The sequence below is a fragment of the Congregibacter sp. genome (assembly GCF_047617445.1).
Lineage (GTDB): Bacteria > Pseudomonadota > Gammaproteobacteria > Pseudomonadales > Halieaceae > Congregibacter.
The window spans coordinates 1-5,158 of sequence record NZ_JBLGBE010000127.1 but is presented as its reverse complement, the minus strand read 5'-3'; the positions used below and the strand labels follow the sequence as shown (position 1 = coordinate 5,158).

Sequence of the window (5,158 nt, the reverse complement as noted above, 5' to 3'; positions counted from 1 at the left end):
GGTACTTGCCGCTGCGCTACCAGTGCCTGAGCTTCGTTATCGAAGATCGCAAACACACTGGCTCCGCTGCCGGTCAATCTTGCCTCTCCAAAATTCGCCAACCAATTCAACGCCTTATCAACCGGGTCGGCGAGGCGTCGCACGAGGCTTTCGAAGTCATTACGGGTAGGTCCCGTAAAAAAGGCGGCCATTGTGATCGCGGGGGTGTCGCGTGTCAATTGGGGGTGTGAAAAAATCTCATGTGTTGATACATGGCAGCCTGGATGGACGACTAAAAACCACCGCTTTGGAAGCTCAAGAGGCGTGAGTTGCTCGCCAATGCCTTCCGCCCAGGCGCTATGCCCGTGCACGAAAACCGGCACATCGGCGCCCAACTGAAGCCCCAGTTCAGCCAGTTCCTCGATACTGCGATCGAGGTTCCAAAGTTTGTTGAGCCCAAGGAGCGTGCTTGCGGCATCTGAACTGCCACCTCCGAGTCCGCCGCCGGTGGGTAAGCGTTTAAAGAGTTTGATGTCAGCACCGGGGATTGGGGTCCCTGGCTTGGCTGCGATTTGTCTAAGCAGCTGAGCAGCGCGAACGACAAGGTTGTCGCTAGCACTCAGGTCACTGAAAGCCATCGGGCCCTCGCAATGCAGCGTTACTTTGCCGTCTTCCCGGGACTCGAATTCCAGTTCATCCCCATAATCTATTAGCTGAAAAACCGTTTGCAGCTTGTGATAGCCGTCGTCTCGCCGGCCCGTAATGTGTAGGAACAGATTGAGTTTTGCAGGCGCTGGAAGAGTGAGAGCTGGCATCGGCGCGGAGTATCGCATGCTCATGGGTTTTTGGTGGCTGCGTGCGACGCTGAGTGATGCTTTTAATGGCTTCATTTGATGCCTAAAATGATGCTCGTGCTTGTTATGGTGGGGTTTTGGTGATGAGAACAACCGTGAATATTGACGACGACATGCTGGACGAAGCGAAGCGCTTAACCGGTATCAATGAAAACGCGGCGGTGATTCGCTTTGCCGTGCAGAAGTTGGTTGAGCGCGAAGCCGCACGGCGCCTCGCGCGCATGGGTGGAACAATGCCCGAACTGGAATTTCCGGGACGTCGTGCTTCGGTTACCCGGGAGGAATTCGAACAATCATGATTTTGGTTGATACCTCTGTTTGGGTTGACCATCTGCGACAGGGTGTTAGTCCGTTGAGGGATTTGCTCGAAGATGGCGAGGTGCTCGTACATGAGTATGTTATTGCGGAGCTTGCCTGCGGATACCTGCAGCAGCGACAGGGTTTTCTCGAGCGCCTCCAGCACATGCCTAGAGCACCGGTGGTCACCAATGATGAGTTACTCGCATTCATCGAGGCGCATTCGCTTATGGGCACGGGACTGAATTTTGTGGACATGCATTTGCTCGCCTCCAGTCAGTTGCAGGCCGGTGTGAGCCTTTGGTCCCATGATCTTCGCCTGCATAAGCTTGGGCAGCCTTCATGGCGGCACTGAGGCTCTTTGTTGCGCTGTAGGTGGGTTGCAAGTAGTCGGGTTATCTACAACTCCCAGGCTCGCAAAATAACTTTGAGGCTGAGCTTGATCTTGGGGACCTCAAGGAGTAATCGCGTAGGTAGTGCCAGGCCCTGTACGTCTCGATACTCGTCGTAACGAATGACCCAGCCGTTTTGCTCGATGCGATTTGCTAGCGCATTATCGGTGTCCAGGAGGGTGACGGGCTGGGCGGGGTCAGGTACACCCAGTAGCCAGTGCTGAATCGAATCGATGGGTACCGGTAGTAGCGTGCCACCCGGTAGCCACGGTGCGGCGTCGGCGGGGTAGAGTCGTTCTATGCCTTCGCGTTTTACTCGCAGCAAAGCCCCTTCGTTGTGAATCTCGGTGCTGCCTACGCCCAAGGGGCCCGACAGTCTCAGTTCGCTCTGCTGTTCAGCTTGCTGCCAGTCCAGGCTTGCGCTGCCGGCATCATCCGGAAGTCGATACGCGACCTTGCCCCGTACCCGCCAGGCTTGCATGGACGCAATGGCGCTTAGTCGTGTGGCCCAGCGCTCCTGCGCGCTGAGTTGCGGTGCTTCCGGGGGCAGTGGTGCGGAGCGCTGCGGTGCAGCTGGGGCAGTGGAGCATGCGCTTACTAGCGCCACGAGTGCTGCCAGTAGCGCTGCGCGGTAAACGGTTTGTCGGGTTTGTATGGTGCTTCTGGGCTCGCAGCATCGCGCGGTGAAAAGCGCAGACATCAGGACTCGGCGTCGGCTTGGAGGCTTATGCCCAAACGAGTGAGGGTTTCATTGAGGACTACATGCTGTGGATCTTCTTGCAAAGCGCCACGCCAAACAGTCATCGCAGCCGCGGTATTGCCAATTGCCCATAGGACCTCTCCAAGATGCGCCGCGACCTCCGGGTCGGGGAAGCTGGCATAGGCTCGGCTCAGAAACTGTTTCGCGTTCTCCAGATCGCCCTGTCGATAGAGGACCCACCCCATGCTGTCGAGGATGGCGGGTTCATTGGGCGACAGCGTCAGGGCTTTTTCGATGAGCGCCTGAGCCTCGTCATAGCGCTCTGTGCGATTGGCTAAGGTGTAGCCAAGGGCGTTTAGCGCCGTGGAATTCTCGGGATCGCGCTCGATGATCGCGCGCAGATCGATCTCTGCCTCCGTGATGTTTCCTGCGCGCTCATGAGCTACTGAGCGAGAGTAACGGAGGTTGTCAGATTCGGGGAAGTCAGCAATCGCGCGGTCAAGGAGTTCCAGTCCTCGGGCATCACGATCGGTTTCACTGTAAATGTTCGCTTCTAGGGCAAACAGCTGTTCTTTACGATGCGGATAACTCTCGCGTAATCGATTCAGGTAGTCAGCCATGTCTTGCTCCCGACCTTCGGAGACTTGTATTTGCGCAATGCTGATAGTCGCCTTCATCAACTGGGTGCCATCGCCAACTTGCTGGAACAGCTGTATCGCGTTGTCCAGTTCGCCTTCGTTGCGGGCGATCTGTCCCAGAAACATATGCGCCTCATCATTGCGCTTACCCAGTGCGACCACCTGATTGAGGTAGGCCGTGGCAGCGGCGTTGTCTTCCAGTTCGTGGTTGATCAGCGCCAGAGAGAACAGCAGGTCGGAATTGTGCGGAGCCTCTGAAGACAGGATTTCAAACTGTTTCCTGGCCGCAGGCATGTCTTGGCTGGCAAGGAGGCGGGCGTACTGTAGGCGTAGCTCTGGTCGCGCGGGATCTTTTGTGAGTGCCTCTTCTATGCGAGCCAAGGGCTCATCTGTGCCTGCCGAGAGATTCAGTTTGGCTTCTAATACCAGAGCCTGTTGCTGATAAGGCTCCAAAGCGAAGACCGGAACCAACCGCGCTTTGACCGCAGCAGCATCGCCTCTTTCTTCGGCCATGAGCGCGTGAGTCAGGAGCAGTGATACGTTGTCGCCTAAATCATCATCGATCAAGGCTTGAGCATCACCCTCTAGGCCTAACTGATCGGCGGGTCTCAGCGCTTTAAATCGATTGAGCAGCACGGGAAACTTCGCTGGCTCGCCTGCCCTCGCGACCACGGCCAAATAGGGAAGGGCCTCACGGTTACGTCCCTGTCGGGCCAGTAGGGTCGCAAGTGTGCCGTTAGCCTCCAGATTATCGGGTTCAAGTTCTACCCAAAGTCGTACCGCTCTGAAGGCTTCGCGCTCGCGCTGGAGATACTGCGCCAGGTGCGTAGCGTGGGCGCTGACCGCAGGGTCCCTAAGCACATCAGCTTGTTCGAGATAGGTGTTGAGAGCCGTGTCAAAGTCGCTGCGTCGCAGCGCAAACTCAGCAAGCAGCAAAGGGTAGACCGATGCGTCGGGAATGGGGCGCTCGGGAACAGGCGGTGGAGGCGGTTCATCCACCGCGGCTGTTGTGGCATCGACCTCCGCGTCATCCGTATTCTCTGCGACTTGGCTGCTGCTCGCGCAGCCGCCAAGTACCGCAAGTGCCAATACGAGGGCGATGAGGCGGTTTTTTGCACAGCCACAGGGCCCGCATCTTTGCAGGGCCAGGCAAGCGGCAGGAACAAGGCTGAACAAGTCGTACAAGGGCATGAAATTGACCGAAACGTTGAAATCGAATGATGACACAGTGAGACAACGAAACCCACGTTGGGTTCGATGCCCGAGCTAACAAGTGAGCTTGCCCTTGGCCGTTTCACCTTAAGGCCCGGCAAGCTGCCTGAAAATATCCGTACATTTACCCTGCGATTTTATGCTGAGACTGCTAAAATCACGCCAAACCCGCAGTGACAAATAAGCTGGCCTGTCCTAACCGTGAACCTCATCGCCCTAGGTATTAACCACAACTCGGCAAATGTTGATGTGCGAGAGCGCGTGGCTTTTGCGCCGGAGCAGGTCTCTGAGGCCATGAACGATGTGTGTCGTGCAGCGGATATTGACGAGGTTGTTGTGCTTTCCACCTGTAATCGCACTGAGATCTACGCCGTCGCGCCGCCGAACACGTCTTTAGATGCTAAGGCGCGTGAGTTGATTGACTGGATGGCGGCTTATCACCATCTGTCTGTGGACGATTTACGGGGTGCCGCCTACCACCACGAAGGAGAGGCAGCATTGCGCCATATGGTGCATGTGGCGGCCGGACTCGACTCCATGGTACTTGGGGAGCCGCAAATTTTCGGTCAGCTCAAATCCGCTTACGCAGTGGCCAGCGAAGCGGGCACAGTGGGCAGTGAACTGGGTCGCTTGTTTCCCCGGGTATTCAGCATTGCCAAAAAAGTCCGTACCGATACGGCGATAGGTGAGAATCCGGTCTCCGTGGCATATGCGGCGGTTGATGTGGCGCGGCGGATCTTTACGGATCTGGGCGATTGCAATGCGCTTCTCGTCGGCGCCGGTGAGACGATCGAATTGGTCACGCGGCATCTTATTGAAGCCGGCGTTAGTAATATCGTCATTGCGAATCGCACCTTGGGCCGCGCGCGGGAACTGGCTCAAAAGTTCGGTGCGGAGGCTGTACTTCTGGCTGAAATCCCGGATCATCTGCCGACGTCGGATATTGTGATTACTTCTACTGCCAGCCAGTTGCCTATTATCGGGAAAGGTACGGTGGAGTCGGCACTCAAGGTGCGACGTCACCGGCCTATGTTGATGATAGACATCGCTGTACCACGAGATATCGAGCCGCAGGTGAGAGATCTG

General features: G+C 56.7%; 6 protein-coding genes. 3 read left to right on the top strand and 3 right to left on the bottom strand.

From position 1 onward, the window contains the following. Positions 1 to 869: 4-(cytidine 5'-diphospho)-2-C-methyl-D-erythritol kinase (gene ispE, locus ACI9KD_RS16730; protein ID WP_414982309.1), on the bottom strand; the 869-nt coding region annotated here is incomplete at its 3' end. Between the two features lie 59 nt (positions 870 to 928). Between ispE and ACI9KD_RS16725 the strand changes: the two genes are divergently transcribed. Then, positions 929 to 1,132 (top strand): type II toxin-antitoxin system VapB family antitoxin, encoded by a 204-nt coding sequence (locus tag ACI9KD_RS16725; RefSeq protein WP_414982308.1) that lies wholly within the window; start codon positions 929 to 931, stop codon positions 1,130 to 1,132. After that, a complete protein-coding gene (locus tag ACI9KD_RS16720; RefSeq protein ID WP_414982307.1) occupies positions 1,129 to 1,485 on the top strand; it encodes a type II toxin-antitoxin system VapC family toxin in 357 nt (118 codons plus the stop codon). Before ACI9KD_RS16725 ends, ACI9KD_RS16720 begins: the two co-directional genes overlap by 4 nt. Positions 1,486 to 1,529: 44 nt before the next feature. On the opposite strand, the gene lolB is transcribed toward ACI9KD_RS16720, so the two are convergent. Together lolB and ACI9KD_RS16710 are read right to left on the bottom strand one after the other, a co-directional pair. Further along, positions 1,530 to 2,222, bottom strand: a complete 693-nt coding sequence (lolB, locus tag ACI9KD_RS16715; RefSeq protein ID WP_414982306.1) for a lipoprotein insertase outer membrane protein LolB — start codon at positions 2,220 to 2,222, stop codon at positions 1,530 to 1,532. After that, entirely contained in the window at positions 2,222 to 4,051 is a 1,830-nt protein-coding gene (locus ACI9KD_RS16710; RefSeq protein WP_414982305.1) for a tetratricopeptide repeat protein, read from the bottom strand. The genes lolB and ACI9KD_RS16710 overlap by 1 nt, the downstream gene beginning before the upstream one ends. A gap of 222 nt (positions 4,052 to 4,273) precedes the next feature. Here ACI9KD_RS16710 and hemA point away from each other — a divergent pair. Then, positions 4,274 to 5,158, top strand: an 885-nt coding sequence (hemA, locus tag ACI9KD_RS16705) for a glutamyl-tRNA reductase (protein ID WP_414982304.1), incomplete at its 3' end; no start/stop codon positions are given.